This is a genomic window from Streptomyces sp. NBC_01717, from assembly GCF_036248255.1.
Classification (GTDB): Bacteria; Actinomycetota; Actinomycetes; order Streptomycetales; family Streptomycetaceae; genus Streptomyces.
The window spans coordinates 5,524,849-5,542,491 of record NZ_CP109178.1 but is presented as its reverse complement, the minus strand read 5'-3'; the positions used below and the strand labels follow the sequence as shown (position 1 = coordinate 5,542,491).

Genomic DNA, 17,643 nt, shown 5'->3' with positions numbered 1-17,643 from the left:
TGCTCACTCGCTCGCTACCTCTCGCAGTCGCTGGGCCGCGGCCTCCGGCGGCACGTCGTTGATGAACACACTCATGCCGGACTCGGAACCCGCGAGGAACTTCAGCTTGCCGGAGGTACGTCGGATGGTGAAAAGCTCGAGGTGAAGCCCGAACTCCTCCCGCCCGGGGACTCCGAACGGCGCCTGGTGCCAGGCCGCGATGTACGGGGTCGGCGGCTCACCGGGGCCGAAGATCCGGTCGAATCGCCTCAAGAGTTCCAGATAGATCTGTGCGAACTCTGTGCGCGCGCCTTCGTCGAGTTCCCGCAGGTCGGGGACGCGCCGGCGCGGGTGCAGATGCACCTCGTACGGCCAGTGCGCCGCGTACGGGACGAAGGCCACCCAGTGCTCGCCGGTCAGCACCACACGATCGCCGTCGGCCAGCTCGCGGGCCACGATGTCGTCGAAGAGGTTGCCACCGGTCCGCTCGCGGTGCGCCTCCATCGAGCGGAGCATCAGCTCGGTGCGCGGGGTGACGAAGGGGTACGCGTAGATCTGTCCGTGCGGATGGCCGAGCGTCACACCTATCTCGGCGCCCCGGTTCTCGAAGCAGAACACCTGCTTGACCTGCTCGAACCCGGCGAGTTCGGCGGTGCGGTCGGTCCAGGCCTCCAGGACCAGAGCCGCCTGCTCCTCGGTGAGGTCGGCGAAGGACGCGTCGTGGTCGGAGGTGAAGCAGACGACCTCGCAGCGGCCGGAGTCACCGGCGAGCGAGGGGAAGCGGTTCTCGAAGACGACCACGTCGTACCGGTCGTCGGGGATCTCGCTGAGCCGTCCGTCCCGGGACGGGCAGAGCGGGCACTCGTCGGCCGGCGGGTGGTATGTGCGGCCCTGACGGTGCGAGGCGACGGCGACGCTGTCCCCGAGGAGGGGATCGCGGCGGATTTCGGAGGAGGTCGATACGGCGTCCAGCGGCCGCCGGTCGACGGCGTCCCGGACCACGTCGTCGCGGCTGTCGTAGTAGAGCAGCTCCCGGCCGTCGGCGAGCGTCGTAACCGTCTTCTTCATCAGGTTCCTCCAAACATAACCGCACACAACAAACCACAAGCCAACACACACGTCAATGAGTGGGCACACGCGGCTGCACATATCGACACGTACGCACGTTCCAGACCCGAACGCTTAGGAGTGAACTGGACTCGATCCACTGGCAATCGCCGAGCAGCCGGCCTTACGTTCCCCGGCGTGAAGGCAGACTTGGGACGCCGATACCGGCTGTATCCCAACCGCGCGCAGGAACAGGTCCCGACCCGGTGGGGGTATGCGGCACGCACCCTGTGGAACATTGCGCTCGAGCAGCGCACATACGTGTTTGAGCAGCGAGGCAGCACCCTGCGCTCACAGGAGCAGAGCCGATATCTGACCGCTGCACGCGGAGAGTCGGAACTGGCCTGATGTGCGAAATGTGGTCGGGCGGATCCGGAATCTCGCCCTGGATGCGGGCGAAGCTTCACCTGCGTCAACTGTGGGCATGAGGACGATGCCGATCACAACGCCTCGGTCGAGATCGAGGCCCGAGCCCGCCGGACGGGCGGCTCGGTCACCAATAGCACGCGCAGGCGCCCCACCGCGCCAAGTCCCGTCTCATGACGGAGGCGGACGCGTGGAACCACATTTGCAGCCTCCGGGCAGCAAAGGGAGCCACCCCGCCCAGCGGTGATGGATCGTCAATTCTGGATCTACGAGCAGGGGCAGGGTGTCATCGACATCCCGACCAACCGGGGCGCGAACACCGGATCAACCCGTCCGACGCGGACCTGAAGAAGGCCGAGGGCGTCCACATCAACCTCTGGACCGGGCTGGCCGTGCTGGTGCTGGGGCTGTTCTTCCTGCTGTGGCTGAAGCTGCGTCCGGCACCGGCGCCGGACGGCGCCGCCGACGGCGGCCCGGACGCCTGAGCAGTCTCCGCACCGCCCCGAAGGGGCCGGACGTCACCCGGCGTCCGGCCCCTTCGACGTTCCGCCCACCGCCGCGCGGTCCAGCAGTCCGGTGCGGGCCGCCAGTGCCGCGGCCTCCAGCCGTGAGCCGACCCCCAGCTTCATCAGCACCCGCTGCACATGCGTACGCGCGGTGCTCGGCGCGATCCGCATCCCGGTCGCGATCAGCCGGGTGTCCTCGCCCTCCGCGACCCGCACCAGGACCTCGACCTCGCGCGGGGTGAGCATGCGCAGCAGCCGCTGCCCCTCGTCGTCCGGCTGGACGGCCGGGTTGAGCAGCTCGGCGAAGGCGCCCTGGAGCAGTTGCGGCGCGATCGCCGCCTCGCCGGCCCGCGCCTTGACCATCGCCCGCTCGACACCCTCTATCCGCTCGTCGTGCCTGACATACCCGGCGGCGCCGGCCGCGAAGGCAGCCGCGATCCCGCGCGGACTCGGCACCGGCCCGAGCACCACCACCGCCACCTGCGGGCGCTCCCGCTTGATCCGGGCTATCGGGTCGAACGCCCCGGGTTCGGCGGGTGCCGCCGTGCCAAACAGACAGACCTCCGGCGCTCTGCTCACCACGAGTTCCGCCGCACCGGCGGTCGGCGCGGCCGCCGCGAGCACCCGGTGACCCCGCAATTTCAACGCCGAGGCCAACGCCTCGGCGAGCAGTCTGTGGTCATCGACCACCATGAGCCGCACGCCCATCGAGTTACCCCCCGCAGCAATGGAGCCACACCCAGGCGTCGCGCGGCGGACGCCGGTCCGACGACAGGCCCCGGCCCCCCGGCTCCTTTGACCCGGCAAGCTACACGCTTGTTCGACGTGGCGCGCCCCTTACCAGGCAGAAGACCCCCGGAATGCCGAATTATGTGCTGTTCGGGTCCAGTTGACCGACAGTAAACCGGCGGAAGGGATCGGTGAGCGGGCAGAAAACGACCGGCCCTACCGGTCGAATGATCGACCGGCAGGGCCGTGGTGCGTGCGCGTAGCCGCGCCGGGGTCAGCCGGTGGCGAACGAGACCGCGAGGTACTGCTTGTCGTCGAGGGAGCTCTCGCGCGGCTTGCTCACCATCACCTCGGAGATGTACATCCGGCCGTCCGAGTACAGGATCTCCGCGTAGTCCATGGAGAAGCTGGTCTCCGCGTCCCGGACGGACTCGTCCCCCGGGTTCTCCATCAGCACCGTCTGCTTGAAGGTGGAACCGTCGATGGAGACGATCTGGCCGCCCTTGTCGTACGGGGGAACCTTGTACGCGATGATGTTGGAACCGTCCATGCGGATCGGGAACATCGTGTACCGGTCGCCCGCGTCGGCCTTGTCGCTGGTCGGCTTGCCGGTGGTGAGGTCGAACGAGACGATCTCGTTCGTGTCGCCGTACTCGCCGGTGCCCTCGTGCTCCTCGGTCGGCAGGTAGAGCCGGTTGTTGCCGACGGCCAGCTGCTGGCAGGTCTCGACCTCGGTGGAGCCGCAGCGGGCGGCGTACTTCTCGCCGTCCGCGGCGATCTTGGTGAGGAGCTTGCCGGTCGACGCGTCGATCGAGAAGAAGTCCGAGATCCCACTGCCGTCGCCGGCGGTGTCGCCGACATCGGCCGCGACGACCAGCGGCTTGGTGGAGACGATGCTCGCGTAATCGACGCCGGGCGGCATCTTGAACGACGAGAGCGGGGCGCCGGTCGTCGGGTTCAGCGCCTGGATGACGAGCTGCGGGCTGTCGTACGTACCGCACTTGCGGACCACCGCGAGCGCGTCGCCGCCGCCGTACCCCTTGTCGTAGCAGCCATCGGTGCCGACCTTCGGCTTCCAGCGCTCGGCGCCGGTGTTCAGGTCGAAGGCGGCGCCGCCCTCGGTTCCGCCCGCGGCGACCGTGCTGCCGCTGAGCGTGACCTCGTCGAACCTGACCGGCTCGTCACCGCTGGTGGCGGCGGTCACCGGCTTGCTCCACATCAGCTTTCCGGTGTTCAGGTCGATCCCACCGACCTGGTTGCACGGCGAGTACTTCTTCGCCTTGGTCGGCTTGCCCTCCTCGAAGACGATGGCCGTCTTGTAGTCCTTCGACATGTGCCGGGAGGCGGCGCAGAGCTGGCCCTCCAGCGGGATGGACCAGAGCTTGGTGCCCTTGACCTTGTCGTAGCCGACGATCTCGTCGACGCCGGTCTTCACATACGCCTTGTCGGTCAGCCAGGAGCCGTCGACCGTCGTGACGTCGCCGACCTTCGGCTCCGGCAGCTGGAAGGCGACGGTGGACTTGGTGTTCGCCGGCACCTTCTCCTTGCCGCCACCGCCGATGCCGCTGTCCTCGCCGCCCTTGTCCCCACCGGTGGGACCGGCGGTGGACACCTCGTTCTTCTTGTCGTCGCCACCGGAGGCGAGGAAGATGCCACCACCGATGATCACTGCCACGGCGACCACCGCGGCAACGATGATCTGCATCTGCGTGGTGAACTTCTTGCCGCCGTTCCCGCCCTGCTGAGGCGGCGCGTACTGCGGCTGCATCGGGGCGGTCGGGTAGCCGTATCCGTAGCCCTGCTGCGGCGGCTGGCCGGGCGGCAGGCCCTGTCCGGCCGGGGGACCCGGCGGGTAGCCGTAACCGGGCTGCTGCGGATAGCCGTAACCCGGCTGCTGTTGCGGCGGACCGGCGGGCGGTTGCGCCTGCGGGGCGCCGAAACCACCGGCGGGCGGTTGCGCCTGCGGGGCGCCGAATCCGCCCGCGGGCGGGGTGGGCGGCTGCTTGCCGAACGGGTCGGCGGGCGGCGGGACCGGTGCCCCGAACCCGCCGGGCGGGGGGTCCTGCGGGGCGCCGAACCCGCCCTGGGGCGGTTCGTTGGGCGGCTGGGGCGGCTGAGTCATGGCGTACGTACCTCGAGGGAAGGAGAGTCGGTCGGTCGGGACCTGTCGCGGTCGGTCAGGGTCCGTCGGGTGCCTGCGTGAGCCGTCACTTGCCGAAAGCCATCATGGTCTTCGTCTCCAGCTCTTCCTTGTCGTTGCTCGCGCTGACCCGGCCGCTCGCGATGAAGGAACGCCCGTCCGCGTAGACGATCTTCGCGTTGTAGAACGAGCTCTCGATCTGGGACGTCGACTCCGGGTGCCGGAGCAGCATCTTCGGTGCGCCACCGGTCGGGGCGAGGGTGGCGATCCCGCCGCCCTTGTTGTATCCGGCCTCCACGTAGAGCAGCACATTGCCACCCTCCATCCGCAGCGGCTTCACGGTCTGCTCGGCCGGGGCCGCGGCCTTCCACTTCGGCTTGCCGGTGTTCAGGTTGAACGCGACGACCTTGTTCGTACGGGCGGTGCCGCTGGAGTCGGGTTCGGTCGCCATGTAGAAGGTGTTGGCATCGGCAGCGACACCGACACAGCCGTCCAGCGACTTGCCGAAGATGGCGAACGCGCTGCCGCAGTCCGGTGCGAACTTGTCGCCCTTGTCACCGACCAGCTGGGAACGGAGCGTGCCGTTCTCCTTGATGGCGAGGATGCTCCACTTCTTCTTCTCGCTCTGGGTCAGCGAGACGACGAGCGGGCTCACCGAGTAGACCCGGTCGATCTCCCAGCCACGGGCCGGCCGGTACGTCCACTTGGGCTTGCCGGTGGCCGGGTCGATCTCCTGGATCTGGTGCTGAGGGTTGTCGATGTCATCGGTGCGGCAACTGGAGGCGGCGATCAGCTTGGGGCCGCCGGCGAAGGCGAACGGCTGGCAGTTGCCCGCCGGCTTGCCGAACAGCTCCTTGCCGTCGCTGACCCGGTAGGCGTTGGAGTTGCTGGTCCGGCCGACCGTGACGGTGTCTCCGCTGATGGCGAGGGAGATGTCCGACATCATGTCCCAGATGCCGTTCTTCTTGATCGACTTCTTCCAGCCGGCCTTGCCGGTGTTGAGGTCGATCATCTGGAGGTCCGAGCAGTCCGCCTTGTCGGTGGTGCCGTTCTTGACCCCGATGACGATCTTGCCGTCGGCGGTGGTCTGCGAAGGCGCGGCGCACATGTCGGCGGGCAGCTTCAGCGTCCACTTCTGCTTGCCGTCGGCGACCGAGTAGCCGGAGACCGCGCGGTACATGCCCTTGACGACGGTGTCGCCGACGACCCAGGGGCCGTACACGTCCGCGCCGTTGCGCGGCAGGTCGACGTCGTTCTTCTGCAGCCAGAGGACCTTGGCCTCGCCCGGCTTGCGCCCGGCGTTGAGGTCGTCATCGGCCGGTCGCCCGTCGCCGTTGCCGTCGCCCTCGTCGAAGGAGGGCGAACCGCTCGGCGCCTTGCCGTCCGTGCTCGCCCGCGCGTCGGGCTTCTTGTCGTCGTCACCACCGCTGGTCGCGAGGAACACGCCACCGGCGACGACGATCGCGGCGGCGACCGCGGCACCGATGATCACTGCGGGCTTCCCCTTGAAGGGGCTGCCACCGCCCGTACCGCCGGGGCCGCCGGGTACCGGAGCGCCGGGGTACTGCTGCTGCGGGTAGCCGTATCCGGGCTGCGGCTGCTGGCCGTAGGGGCCCGGCTGTTGGGCGTACGGACCCGGCTGTTGGCCGTACGGTCCCGGCTGTTGGCCGTACGGTCCCGGCTGGTTGTACGGTCCCGGCTGCTGCGGGTAGCCGTAACCGGGGGCCTGGCCCGGCGCCTGCGGGTAGCCGTAACCCGGCTGAGCGGGCGGCGGGGGTGTCGGCGGCGCGGCAGGCATCTGCGGCGGCTGGGCAGGCGGTTGACCCTGCGGCGGCTGCCCGGGCGCCGTCGGCTGAGGATTCCCCTGCGGTGGATCCTGCGGAGCGCCGAAGCCTCCCTGCGGCGGTTGCTGGCTGGGCGGCTGGGTCATCAGCACGTCCCCCTTCGTGCGGTCCGGTGCCCGTTCCGGTCTCCCCCGCGATTCCGCTGGGCTGAATTCCCCTCGGAAAGGAGCGAATCGGGCATGGCTTCCGCGGCGTTACGACAGTCGAGCGGGGCTTCTTTGTACCACCCGCGACGCATCGGACACCGAGTCGGTCCGCCCCCTGTTCCCAAGGGAGAACCGCGCCGTGATGCCCTCGTTACGCCTCGGCCCGTCAGCTGCCGAAGCCCGCCATCGACTTCATCGATTTCTCGTCCTCGTCGTCGATCCCGCTGATCCTCGCGTGCATGAGGAGGCAACGCCCGTTCTGATAGGCGACCCTGGAATCGAAGAAGCCGCGCTCCACCATGGAGGCCGCTGCCGGGTGCCGCAGCACCATCTGCGGCGTGCCACCGGCCGGCGGGAGGGACGCGATGCCGCCGCCCTTGTTCTTCCCGGCGGCGAGATACATCAGCAGCCTGCCGCCCTCCGTCCGTATCGGCATCAGGGTCTGTCCGGCCGGGGCCGCGGCCTTCCACTTCGCCTGACCGGTGTTCAGATCGAAGGCGACGACCTTGTTGGTGGGGGTGAGGTCGTCCTCGGGGGGCTTGGTCGCCAGGTAGACCATCCGGTCGTCGGCCGCCACCCCGAGACAGTTGTCGAGGTTCTTGCCCTCGGTGAGAAGGTCACCGCCGCACTTCGTCCCGTAGTCGTCGGTGCCGCCGACCAGTTGGGACCGATAGGTGCCGTTCTCGTTGAGCACGATGATCGCCCACTTGTCCTCCTGCTTCAGCGAGACGACCAGCGGGCCGACCGAGTAGAACTGTGCAACCTCCCAGCCCTTCTTGACCTTGTACGTCCACTGGACCTTTCCGGTGACCGGATCGATCCGCTGCACCTGCTGCTCCTTGTGGTCGTCGGCCGCGGTCTGGCAACTGGTGGCGGCGATCGCCACGGGGCCGCTGGCGAAGCCGAACGGCTGGCAGTTGCCCGGCAGTTCGCCGAAGAGCACCGCGCCGTCGCTGACTCGGAAGGCGTCCGTCCTGCTGGTGCGCCCCACGGTCACGGTGTCGCCGTTGATCGCCATCGAGACGTCGGACAGCAGATCCCAGGCACCCTGGCGCCGGTATGTCTTGCGCCAGCCGGCCTTGCCGGTCGTGAGGTCGACCATCTGGAGGGAGTTGCAGAGCGCGTCGTCCGCGGTGCCGGTCTCGATTCCGAAGACGATCTTGCCGTCCACGGTGGGCTGCGAAGGCGCCGCGCACAGACTCGACGGCATACGAAGACTCCATTTCCGGCTGCCGTCGGTGACGGAGTAGCCGGAGACCGTCCGGAACATGGCCTTGACGACAGTGTCGCCGACGATCCAGGGGCCGTACACGTCCGAGCCGTTGCGCGGCAGGTCGACGCCGCCTTCCTGGAGCCAGAGGACCTTCGCCTCGCCCGGCCTGCGCTGGGCATTGAGCGCGTCGGCCTCGGCACCGAGGTCGTGCATGCCTCGGTCCTCGGCCTTGCCGCCGCCCCCGCCGCCCCCGCCGCCGGTGGCGCCCGGCCCGGGGTCGGTGCTCGCCCTTGCCGTGGGCTTCGACTCGTCGTCGCCCCCGCTGGTGGCGAACCAGATGCCACCGCCGGCCAGCAGCACCACCGCGAGCACGGCACCGATGACCGCACCGCGTCCGCCCCTGAAGAACCCTCCGCCACCGGGCGGCGGGGGCTGCTGCGACTGCTGCTGCGGGTAGCCGTATCCGGGCTGCGGCGACGACGGATAGCCGTACGGCCCGGGCTGAGTCGGCGCGTTGTACGGCCCGGGCTGCGGAACGCCGTACGGACCCGGCTGAGCGGGTGTGCCGTACGGGCCCGGCTGTACCGGCGCCCCGTACGGTCCCGCGGCCTGACCGGGCGGCGGCGCGGAGCCGTATCCGGGTGGCGACGGCTGGACCGACTCCGGCGGTGGATCGTACGGATCCCCGAAGCTTCCCTGCGGCGGTTGCTGGCCGGGCGGCTGGGCCATCAGCACGTCCCCCTTCGCGCGGATCGGTCCGGCATCTGCACCTGCGCCGGGCGAGCCTACTTTCTACCACCCGCCCCACAGACCCCACCGGTCACGCCGAAGGCACGTCAGCGATCAGGCGTCCTCGGCCAGTTCCAGCCAGCGCATCTCCAACTCGTCGCGCTCCACGACCAGTTCCCGCAGTTCCGCGTCGAGCTTCGCCACCTTCTCGAAGTCCGTGGCGTTGTCGGCGATCTGCGCGTGCAGGGTCGTCTCCCTGCTCGACATCTTGTCGAGCTGCCGCTCGATCTTCTGCAGTTCCTTCTTGGCGGCGCGGGCGGCCTGCGGCGAGACCGCGGCGGCGGCCGGCGCCTCCTTCGCCGCGGTGGGCGCCGAGGCGGGTACGGCCGCCTCCTCCATCCGCCGCCTGCGCTCGATGTACTCGTCGATACCGCGCGGCAGCATCCGCAGCGTGGCGTCGCCGAGCAGCGCCATCACCCGGTCCGTGGTCCGCTCGATGAAGAACCGGTCGTGGGAGATCACGATCATCGATCCCGGCCAGCCGTCGAGGAGGTCCTCCAGCTGGGTCAGGGTCTCGATGTCGAGGTCGTTGGTGGGCTCGTCGAGGAAGAGAACGTTCGGCTCGTCCATCAGCAGCCGCAGGATCTGCAGCCGTCGCCGCTCACCGCCCGACAGGTCACCCACCGGGGTCCACTGCTTCTCCTTCGAGAAGCCGAACTGCTCGCAGAGCTGGCCCGCGGTCATCTCCCGGCCCTTGCCGAGGTCGACCCGGTCCCGTACCTGCTGCACGGCCTCCAGCACCCGCAGATTGGGCTTGAGCTCGGTGACCTCCTGGGAGAGGTAGGCGAGCTTGACGGTCTTGCCGACGACGATCTTCCCGGCCGCGGGCTGCTCCTCGCCCTGGGTGCGGGCCGCCTCGGCGAGCGCCCGCAGCAGCGAGGTCTTGCCCGCACCGTTGATCCCGACCAGGCCGATCCGGTCGCCGGGGCCGAGGTGCCAGGTGAGGTGGGTGAGCAGCGTCTTGGGTCCGGCCTGGACGGTCACGTCCTCCAGGTCGAAGACGGTCTTACCGAGTCGTGCGTTGGCGAACTTCATCAGCTCGCTGGTGTCGCGCGGCGGCGGCACATCGGCGATCAGCTCGTTGGCGGCCTCGATGCGGTAGCGCGGCTTCGACGTACGGGCGGGGGCGCCGCGCCGCAGCCAGGCCAGCTCCTTGCGCATCAGGTTCTGCCGCTTGGACTCCTCGGTCGCGGCGATCCGCTCCCGCTCGGCCCGGGCGAACACGTAGTCGCTGTAGCCGCCCTCGTACTCGTGGACCGTGCCGCGCTGGACGTCCCACATACGCGTACAGACCTGGTCGAGGAACCACCGGTCGTGGGTGACGCAGACCAGGGCCGAGCGCCGGCTCTGCAGGTGCCGGGCCAGCCAGGAGATGCCCTCGACATCGAGGTGGTTGGTCGGCTCGTCGAGGACGATCAGGTCCTGTTCGGCGATGAGCAGCTTGGCGAGCGCGATCCGGCGCCGCTCGCCGCCGGAGAGCGGGGCGATGACGGTGTCCAGGCCGAGCTCGAAGCCGGGCAGGTCCAGCCCGCCGAAGAGTCCGGTCAGCACGTCACGGATCTTGGCGTTGCCCGCCCACTCGTGGTCGGCGAGATCGCCGATGACCTCGTGGCGGACCGTCGCCTTCGGGTCGAGCGAATCGTGCTGTGTGAGGACACCGAGACGCAGGCCACCGTTGTGGGTGACGCGGCCGGTGTCCGCCTCCTCCAGCTTGGCGAGCATCCGGATGAGGGTCGTCTTGCCGTCGCCGTTACGGCCGACGACACCGATCCGGTCCCCCTCGGACACACCGAGGGACACACCGTCGAGCAGGGCACGGGTGCCGTACACCTTGCTGACCTGCTCGACATTGACCAGATTGACGGCCATTTCACTCCTGACTGGGGGATCGATCGACATCCCAGGGTAGTCGCCTCGGCGTGTGCGATAGCGTGCAGCGATCGATCAAGAGGCGGGGGCTCGCGATGGCGGCGACGGTATGGGCGCGATTCGTGCGGCATCGATGGCTGCCGAAGCTGACCGTGGTGGTGCTGCTCGCGGCAATGGTGACGGGCCTGGTCCTGGTCCGGTTCCAGCGGCGCGAAGACCACAATGCCGATGTCCTGGCCACAGCCTGCGCGGGCGTTCTGCCCGAGCGGGCCGTACACGGCGTCCTGCCCGACGACGAGACCTGGCGGCTGCGGACGGATCTGGACCTGACCGGACGGTCCGGCCACGGGCCGCGGACGCTGATGACGTGTTCCGTCGAGTGGGGCGAAGAGGGCAGCCTCGATGTGACGGTGGTGCCCGTGCTCGACGCACCGCTGCGGGGCGTCCGGCTCAGCGATCTCCTGAGCACCTCGCCGTACGAGGAGGAACCCAGGTGGGCCACCGCGTACGAGAGGGCCACGACCCAGGTGACGGCCGCGTGCCCCACCGGGCTGCCCGGCTATCCCCGGCCGGTGACCCGCTTCCGCGTCCATGCCTCGCTGAACACCGAGGACGACCGGGAAGCACGCCTGGAACCGCAACTGGGTGAGGCGGTGACCGCCGTCGCCAACGACGTACGTGAGAAGAGCCACTGCGGCGGGACGGCGGTCGAGCCCTCGGACGTACGGCCACTGCCGAGGCCCGTGAACGACTACCGGGACTCAGACGAGAATCCGGCGTCCTGCCGCTGGTTCCGGCCGGGGCTGCTCGGCGACGACGGCTGGGCCCGCGCGGACCACGGTAACCAGGGCGCGAGCCATGACTGGGCGCGTGCCTGTTCCCTCTCCCTGCAGCGCGCGGACACCCCGACCCTCCAGGACCAGGTCGCCGCGGTCTCGTCCGCGAGCTGGTGGGGCGCGGTGCTGCCCGAGGTGCGGGGCGAGTACGGGGCGGAGCTCGCCGCGCTCACGGACAGCCCGGCGACGACGGCCGACCAGCGCAGTTATCCGCTCGCCGTGTGGGCCGAATCGGTGTGCGCGAAGGGCCGGACGCTGAGCCGGGTAACGGTGGACACCGCCACCCGCGCACTCTCGGTCGCCCGCATCGACGGGCTCGTCGACGCGTATCTGGACTCCGCCGACTGCCGTGACACCAGGATCCTGGGGAAGGTATGGAAGTGAGCGACGACCGCTACTGGCGCAGGCGGCGCATACGCCTCACGGCCGTCTGGACGGCGGTGGCTGTCGTGGCGGTGGGCGGATTCTTCTTGCTGTCGGGCGGCTACGGCTCCTGGCGCCACGACCGGGCCCTTGACTCGGTCTGCGACGGAGACCTGGCGGCCGGCCAGGTGCGAAAGCTGTTCCGGGGCATCGAGCTGAAGTCCTCCGACGACCACACGTCCGGCGGATGGCGCTGCTCGGTGAGCGCGGCCGACAGGCACAAGGACGGCCCGGCCGGTCTCACACTGCGGGTCCGCGACGCGGACGCCCGCTTCGCCGCCGTCGACGCGAGTGGCTTCGATGCCCCGTTGGGGCACGGCTGGACGGGCTCCTTCGCCTTCTCCCCGGACGACGCGTACGACCAGGACGAGGCGCGGGCGTCCCTGTTGCTCGACTGCGGCAAGGAGCCCGGGAACGGGCTGGTGATGACGGTCGACGCGGAGTTCGGCGAGGGGGGCTTCGACGACCCCGCGGCCCGCGAGCGACTCACCGCCGTGCTGACCGGTACGGCGACGGCGTACACGCACCGCGTCGAGTGCGCCGCACCCCTCGGAAGGCCGGTGAAGGATGTCGGGGTCACCATGACCGACTGGGACTACAAGCCGCTGACGACCGCGGACGGCACCTGCGCGGGGCTGCTGTCCCCGACAACGGCCCAGCGGTGGGGTGTGCGCACCGCGGTGGAGACCGCCGCCGCCCCGGCGCCTCTGGAGAGCTGCGAACTCGGCGGGCTCCAAGGCGCGAGGCTGTACGGCTTCACCGCGTACTACAGCCTGTTCGGCCAGGAGAAGCGGGACGACCTGCGCTACGCGTCGCACGACAAGGCCCGCGACGGCAAGGGCCCCGTCGATACGGAGGACGGCACCTACACCCTGGTCGCCCAGTGCCCTGGAGCGGGCGGCGTGGCGGTGTACGAGGTCGGGACCCTGCGCGACGACGTCCGGCGCGACACGGCCGCCCCGGCCGTGGACCACAAGGGCCTGCGGGCGGCGCTCCGGCGGTTCGCCGACGCATCGGCGCAACGGCACGGCTGTACGGCACCGCGCCCGGCATAGCCGGGCGGGGGTCACCCGGGGCTTCCGTCCCCGGCCCGCCTCCCCCGCCCCGCCCGTTCCACCAGCAGCCAGCCGCCCAGCGCCATCGCGACGGCCGTCGGGGCGCTGACCCGTACGGCGATCAGCACCGCCGTATGCCCGTCCAGCAGCCCGCCGAACCCGACCATCGACACCCCGAGCACCCCGAACAGGCAGAGGGTCACACCGAGCGCGGACACCGGCCCGGAGCCCTTCCCCGGTATCGCGGTGACCGGCCGCTCGAACGTGCGGAAGACGGTGACCAGCCCCGCCGTGACGGCTGCCGCCACCGCGATCCGTACCGGCACCTGCGCCCACCAGGCGCCGGTCGCCGGTTCGGGCAGCGGGACGTGCAGGGCGATCATCGCCCCGTAGACCCCGAGCATCGCGGTGAGGTGCCAGAGGAACGCGGTCATCGCCACCCCGTTGGCCGCCACGACCCCGCGCCACAACCGCGGGCGGGCGACCAGCCGGGCGCCGGGGCCGCGCAGCAGCTCGACCGCGCCGACCAGCCACAGGCCGTGGCAGAGCAGGGCGAGCGTCGGCGGCGCCATGTTGCTGATCTTCTCGCCGGGCATCCCGACCATGGAGAGCGGATACGGGCCGAACGCGACCAGCGCGGCCGCGGCGGCCAGGCCGGGGCCGGCCAGCAGCGCGGGGCGGCTGATGCGGCCGTCGGCGCGCAGGAAGCCCAGCTGGTGCACGGCGAGCCAGACGAACGCGAAATTGAGGAACGCGATGTACGGGACACCGGCGGCGAACCGCAGCACGTCGACCGCGACCGCCGCCGCGGCAAGCCCGGCGAAGGCACCCCAGCCGTACCGGTCGTGCAGCTTCAGCAGCGGCGGTGTGAACGCCACCATCGCGAGGTAGATCCCGATGAACCAGAGCGGCTGGGCCACCAGCCGCAGCGTGACCCCGGTCAGCCCGCCGCCCCCGCCGAGCAGCTGGACGATCAGCGCGGCCGTCCCCCAGACCAGGATGAAGACCATGGTGGGGCGCAGCAGCCGCTGCAGTCTGGCCCGGAGAAAGGCCGAGTAGACGGAGTCCGTCGAGCCGGCGGGCTGCTTGCGGCCGAGGGAGCGGTACGACAGGGCGTGCGAGAAGCCGCCGACGAAGAAGAACACCGGCATGATCTGGAGCACCCAGGTCAGCAGCTGGAGGCCGGGGACGACGGCGAGCAGGTTGCCGACGCCGTCGGCGGTGACGGCGGCCATCAGCCAGTGCCCGAGGACGACCGTCCCGAGCGAGGCGACACGCAGCAGGTCGATGTACCGGTCCCGGGTGGCCGGGGTGGCCCCGGCCAGTTCACGAACACTTGATCCCATATGGGTACGGTCGCGCCCGATGCCCCGGGGGCGGCAGCGCGACCGTACTCAATTCCCGACTGAGTACCCGCGGTCAGACGATCGTGGCACCCGGCGCCGGGGAGACCGCGACCCGCGCGGTCCGGCAGGTCCCCGACGTCCGCAGCGTGTCCGCGATCCTGCGCGCCGCCTCCGCGTCCGCCGCCAGGAACGCGGTGGTCGGCCCGGAGCCCGAGACCAGCGCGGCCAGCGCACCCGCCCCGGTGCCGGCGGCGAGGGTGTCGGCGAGCGAGGGCCGCAGGGAGAGCGCGGCGGGCTGCAGGTCGTTGGAGAGGGCCTTCGCGAGCACGTCGGTGCTGCCGGTGCGCAGGGCGTCGAGGAGGGCCGGCGAGGCTTCCGGTGCGGGGACGTCGGTGCCCGCGGTGAGCCGGTCGAACTCCCCGTAGACGGCCGGGGTGGAGAGCCCGCCGTCGGCGACCGCGAACACCCAGTGGAACGTGCCGCCGACGTCGATCGGGGTCAGCTGCTCGCCGCGGCCGATACCGAGGGCGGCGCCGCCGACCAGGGAGAACGGCACGTCGCTGCCGAGCTCCGCGCAGATGGCGAGCAGTTCGTCCCGGGTGGCGCCGGTGGCCCAGAGGGCGTCACAGGCCACCAGGGCGGCTGCGGCGTCGGCGCTGCCGCCCGCCATGCCGCCCGCGACGGGGATGTCCTTGGAGATGTGAATGTGCACGTCGGGGGCGACGCCGTGGCGTTCGGCGAGCGCGATCGCGGCGCGGGCGGCGAGGTTGCCGGCGTCCAGCGGGACCTGCGCGGCGTCCGGGCCCGAACAGGTGACGGTCAGCGCGTCCGCGGGGCTGACGGTGACCTCGTCGTAGAGCCCGACGGCGAGGAAGACGTTCGCCAGGTCGTGGAAGCCGTCGGGGCGCGGGGCGCCGACCGCGAGCTGCACATTGACCTTGGCGGGGACGCGAACGGTGACGCTCACTCGCCACTCCCGGTGGACTCGTTCCCGTTCCCGGCGGGCTCGTCCGCGCCAGGCCTGCTCCCGCTCGACGAGTCCGCCGCCGGCTCGTCCACCGCCGGCTTGTTCTCGGCGATGGCCGCGAACTCCTCGACGGTCAGTGCTTCACCCCGCGTCTTCGGCGAGATCCCGGCCGCGACCAGAGCCGCCTCTGCGGCCGGCGCGGAGCCCGCCCAGCCGGCCAGGGCGGCCCGAAGCGTCTTGCGGCGCTGAGCGAACGCCGCGTCGACGACCGCGAAGACCTCGGCCCGGCTCGCGGTCGTCGTGATCGGCTCGGTGCGCCGGACCAGCGACACCAGACCGGAGTCGACGTTCGGGGCCGGCCAGAACACCGTGCGGCCGATGGACCCGGCCCGCTTGACCTCCGCGTACCAGTTGGCCTTCACCGACGGCACGCCGTAGACCTTGTTGCCCGGCCGGGCGGCCAGCCGGTCGGCGACCTCGGCCTGCACCATGACCAGGGTCCGCTCGATGGTCGGGAACCGCTCCAGCATCGTCAGCAGGACCGGCACGGCCACGTTGTACGGCAGGTTGGCGACCAGGGCGGTGGGCGGCGGGCCCGGCAGCTCCGTGACCAGCATCGCGTCGGAGTGGACCAGCGAGAACCGGTCGGCGCGGCGCGGCATCCGGGCCTGGACCGTGGCCGGCAGCGCCGCCGCCAGCACATCGTCGATCTCGACGGCGACGACCCGGTCCGCCGCCTCCAGCAGCGCCAGGGTCAGCGAGCCCAGACCGGGTCCGACCTCGACCACCACGTCGTCCGGACGGACCTCCGCGGTCCGTACGATCCTGCGGACCGTATTGGCGTCGATGACGAAGTTCTGACCGCGCTGCTTCGTGGGGCGTACCCCCAGTTTCGCGGCCAGGTCGCGGATGTCTGCGGGGCCCAGGAGGGCGTCGGGCTCTGTGGTGCTCACCCGGTAAGCCTACGGCCGCAATGCGGCCACGGGCTCGCCCCCCTTTGCAGGTACAGCTTCTTCGCCCGGAACGTCTGCTCGGACGCCGGGGCGTCCTGCGGCCGTCCGCTGCCGCCGAGGGAGTGCCAGGTCCGCGCGTCGAACTGGTACAGCCCGCCGTACGTGCCGCTGGCGTCGACCGCGCGAGGCCGGCCGCCGGACTCGCAGGACGCGAGGCCGGCCCAGTTCAGCCCGCCCGCGCCCGCCACGGACCGCGGGCGGGCTCCGGTGCCGACCTTCACGATCCGGTCGACCGGCGTGCGGACGACTTCGGCGTCCAGCGCCCGCGGCCGCTGCCGGACGCCGTTGACGGTCCGCACCCCGTACGTGATCCGGCGGACGCCCGGCCTGCCCTCGCGCTCGACGACCTCCGTACCGGCGCGGATCGAATCGTCCTCGGACCGTTGTTCGGCGTACGGGACGGGCTCCTCGTGCACCTCGCGGGAGTCGGTGATCCGCATCACGGAGACCGTCTGGCCGTCGCGCGGGAAGCTGTGCGGGTCCACGGAGGTGGTGTCCTCGCCGTGCAGGGTGATGCCCGCCTCGGCGACGGCCTCGCGGACGGTCGCGGCGTTGGTGCGGACGGTGCGCTCCCGGCCGTCGGCCATGAAGGTCACGGTGCGTTCGGTACGGACGTCCAGGGCGAGCCCGGTGCGGCCGATCGAGGAGGAGCGGGCGACGGAGAGGTACGCCCCCTCGGCGCGCACCCCGAGCTGGCGCAGGGCGCCGTCGACCGAGCCTGCGGTGGTCCACACCCGGCGCTGCACCCCGTCGAGGGTGAGGGTCATGGGGCGCCCGTGGCGGACGGTGATCTCGTCGCCGTCGTCGAGGTCGCCGACGGGGGCCGGGGTGACGACGTCGTGGGCGCCGACGGCGATGCCCTCGTCGTCGAGGAGTTCGTCGATGTCGTCCGCGAAGGTGTGCAGGGTGCGCGGCTCCCCGTCGACGGTGAGCCGCACCGCTTTGTCGTGGGCGACGAACGCGGTGGTGCCGCCGGCCAGGAAGGCGACGACCAGGGCCTGCGGGACGAGGCGGCGCAGGTTCTCCGGACGTGCGGGGCTCTTGCGGCGGTGCGCGGCCCGCCGGGCATCGGCCCGGCCGCCGGTGCGGGGGCCGGCGGGCGGCGCCGCAGGCGTGTCGACGACGGTCGGATCGTGGACCGGCCAGAGGGCGACGAGCGCCTGCTCCTCGTGGAACGGCAGGGGCGCGGGAGCGGTCGGCGGTGTCGCCACCGCCGCACCTCCCGCATGTCCCCTGCCCGGTACCGCACGGTGACTGCCCTGCGCATTGATCACGACGCTCCAGAAGGTCCGTTCGTCCCGGTCGCCCGATGGGC

The 17,643-nt window shown here is 71.0% G+C and carries 14 protein-coding genes and 1 pseudogene; 5 read left to right on the top strand and 10 right to left on the bottom strand.

What is annotated here, in order from left to right:
* Positions 1 to 3: 3 nt before the first annotated feature.
* Positions 4 to 1,047 carry a galactose-1-phosphate uridylyltransferase gene (galT, locus tag OHB49_RS25165; protein WP_030976839.1) on the bottom strand — a complete coding sequence of 348 codons (1,044 nt, stop codon included), beginning with the start codon at positions 1,045 to 1,047 and terminating at the stop codon, positions 4 to 6.
* Between the two features lie 177 nt (positions 1,048 to 1,224).
* Between galT and OHB49_RS25160 the strand changes: the two genes are divergently transcribed.
* From OHB49_RS25160 to OHB49_RS25150, 3 genes and pseudogenes are all read left to right on the top strand, one after another.
* Positions 1,225 to 1,434: a helix-turn-helix domain-containing protein gene (locus OHB49_RS25160; protein ID WP_329163226.1), complete on the top strand. Its 210-nt coding sequence runs from the start codon at positions 1,225 to 1,227 to the stop codon at positions 1,432 to 1,434.
* A 12-nt stretch (positions 1,435 to 1,446) separates the two neighbouring features.
* A pseudogene (locus OHB49_RS25155) lies at positions 1,447 to 1,629 on the top strand (zinc ribbon domain-containing protein); the annotation flags it as partial.
* A complete protein-coding gene (locus OHB49_RS25150) occupies positions 1,626 to 1,937 on the top strand; it encodes a hypothetical protein (RefSeq protein WP_329163223.1) in 312 nt (103 codons plus the stop codon). The pseudogene OHB49_RS25155 and the gene OHB49_RS25150, both read left to right, overlap by 4 nt.
* A gap of 33 nt (positions 1,938 to 1,970) precedes the next feature.
* Here OHB49_RS25150 and OHB49_RS25145 read toward each other — a convergent pair whose 3' ends face one another.
* From OHB49_RS25145 to OHB49_RS25125, 5 genes are all read right to left on the bottom strand, one after another.
* On the bottom strand, positions 1,971 to 2,666 hold the full coding sequence (locus OHB49_RS25145) for a response regulator transcription factor (RefSeq protein WP_329163221.1): 696 nt from the start codon (positions 2,664 to 2,666) through the stop codon (positions 1,971 to 1,973).
* A 295-nt stretch (positions 2,667 to 2,961) separates the two neighbouring features.
* Positions 2,962 to 4,809 (bottom strand): outer membrane protein assembly factor BamB family protein, encoded by a 1,848-nt coding sequence (locus OHB49_RS25140; RefSeq protein ID WP_329163219.1) that lies wholly within the window; start codon positions 4,807 to 4,809, stop codon positions 2,962 to 2,964.
* Positions 4,810 to 4,894: 85 nt separating this feature from the next.
* Positions 4,895 to 6,757, bottom strand: coding sequence for an outer membrane protein assembly factor BamB family protein (locus OHB49_RS25135; RefSeq protein WP_329163217.1), 1,863 nt, complete (start codon positions 6,755 to 6,757; stop codon positions 4,895 to 4,897).
* A 226-nt stretch (positions 6,758 to 6,983) separates the two neighbouring features.
* A complete protein-coding gene (locus OHB49_RS25130) occupies positions 6,984 to 8,759 on the bottom strand; it encodes an outer membrane protein assembly factor BamB family protein (protein WP_329163215.1) in 1,776 nt (591 codons plus the stop codon).
* Between the two features lie 114 nt (positions 8,760 to 8,873).
* Complete coding sequence (locus tag OHB49_RS25125) at positions 8,874 to 10,688, bottom strand: ABC-F family ATP-binding cassette domain-containing protein (protein WP_329163213.1); 1,815 nt, start codon at positions 10,686 to 10,688, stop codon at positions 8,874 to 8,876.
* A 95-nt stretch (positions 10,689 to 10,783) separates the two neighbouring features.
* Between OHB49_RS25125 and OHB49_RS25120 the strand changes: the two genes are divergently transcribed.
* The gene (locus OHB49_RS25120) at positions 10,784 to 11,908 is read left to right on the top strand and encodes a hypothetical protein (protein WP_329163211.1); all 1,125 of its coding nucleotides are present in this window, start codon (positions 10,784 to 10,786) and stop codon (positions 11,906 to 11,908) included.
* The gene (locus tag OHB49_RS25115; protein ID WP_329163209.1) at positions 11,899 to 13,002 is read left to right on the top strand and encodes a hypothetical protein; all 1,104 of its coding nucleotides are present in this window, start codon (positions 11,899 to 11,901) and stop codon (positions 13,000 to 13,002) included. The genes OHB49_RS25120 and OHB49_RS25115 overlap by 10 nt, the downstream gene beginning before the upstream one ends.
* Before the next feature lie 11 nt (positions 13,003 to 13,013).
* On the opposite strand, the gene OHB49_RS25110 is transcribed toward OHB49_RS25115, so the two are convergent.
* From OHB49_RS25110 to OHB49_RS25095, 4 genes are all read right to left on the bottom strand, one after another.
* Positions 13,014 to 14,348 (bottom strand): acyltransferase family protein, encoded by a 1,335-nt coding sequence (locus OHB49_RS25110; protein WP_329163208.1) that lies wholly within the window; start codon positions 14,346 to 14,348, stop codon positions 13,014 to 13,016.
* A 73-nt stretch (positions 14,349 to 14,421) separates the two neighbouring features.
* The gene (locus OHB49_RS25105; RefSeq protein WP_329163207.1) at positions 14,422 to 15,315 is read right to left on the bottom strand and encodes a 4-(cytidine 5'-diphospho)-2-C-methyl-D-erythritol kinase; all 894 of its coding nucleotides are present in this window, start codon (positions 15,313 to 15,315) and stop codon (positions 14,422 to 14,424) included.
* Positions 15,312 to 16,268 (bottom strand): 16S rRNA (adenine(1518)-N(6)/adenine(1519)-N(6))-dimethyltransferase RsmA, encoded by a 957-nt coding sequence (rsmA, locus tag OHB49_RS25100; protein ID WP_329163205.1) that lies wholly within the window; start codon positions 16,266 to 16,268, stop codon positions 15,312 to 15,314. Before rsmA ends, OHB49_RS25105 begins: the two co-directional genes overlap by 4 nt.
* Positions 16,265 to 17,539, bottom strand: a complete 1,275-nt coding sequence (locus OHB49_RS25095) for a ubiquitin-like domain-containing protein (protein ID WP_329163204.1) — start codon at positions 17,537 to 17,539, stop codon at positions 16,265 to 16,267. The genes rsmA and OHB49_RS25095 overlap by 4 nt, the downstream gene beginning before the upstream one ends.
* Positions 17,540 to 17,643: the final 104 nt, after the last annotated feature.